At 66.5% G+C, this 741-nt stretch carries 1 protein-coding gene and 1 pseudogene; one reads left to right on the top strand and one right to left on the bottom strand.

The genetic code is table 11. The features are described from left to right. Positions 1-390 (bottom strand): annotated as a pseudogene (locus ABC138_RS17450) (DDE-type integrase/transposase/recombinase); the annotation flags it as partial. Between the two features lie 51 nt (positions 391-441). Between ABC138_RS17450 and ABC138_RS17445 the strand changes: the two are divergent. After that, the coding region (locus tag ABC138_RS17445; protein WP_345914456.1) for a transposase at positions 442-741 on the top strand (300 nt) is incomplete at its 3' end.

Below are 741 nucleotides of genomic sequence, written 5' to 3'. Positions count from 1 at the left end.
AACACCTCCGAAGTCAAGGTGTTGCGACGACCAGTTGAATCCACCCTGGCTTCCGGCGTCGGAGTGGTGCAGCAGCTGGCCCGGCTCGACCGGGGTGCCGTGTCGTTCGCGGTCCCACAGTGCGATCCGCAGCGGGGTGAGGACCAGGTCGGTGACCTTGGTCGTGGCGGCGTGCCAGCCCACGATCCGCTGGGCGTAGACGTCGACGACGAAGGCGACGTAGACGAACCCGGCCCAGGTCCTGCAGTAGGTGAAGTCCGCGACCCAACGGGTGTTGGGTGCCGGTGCGGTGAAGTCGCGGTTCAACCTGTCCCCGGCACGGTGTCCGTCCTTGCCAGGGATGGTGGTGCGGACCGTCTTGCCGCGGCGGACCCCGTTCATGCCCAGTGAACCGCGCTGGGTTGGTTGGAGTCTCCATCGTTTGGAAACGAGGATGGACTCATGCCGAAGGACACCACCCCGGGGAAGCCGACTACGCGTCGTTACAGCCCTGAAGAGAAGGCCGCTGCGGTGCGGATGGTCAGGACGCTGCGCGTGGAGTTGGGAACGGAGCACGGCACGGTGCAACGCGTCGCCGCCCAGCTGGGGTACGGCACCGAGTCGGTGCGGTCCTGGGTACGCCAGGCCGACATCGACGAGGGCCACGTGCCGGGGGTCAGCACCAGCGACGCGGCGAGGTTGAAAGCGCTGGAACAGGAGAACCGTGAGCTCAAGCGCGCTAACGAGATCTTGAAGAGGGCA

Origin of the sequence: Janibacter sp. LM (genome assembly GCF_039631275.1) — a bacterium.
Taxonomy (GTDB): Bacteria; Actinomycetota; Actinomycetes; order Actinomycetales; family Dermatophilaceae; genus Janibacter; species Janibacter terrae.
This window is presented reverse-complemented; position numbering and strand designations above follow the sequence as displayed.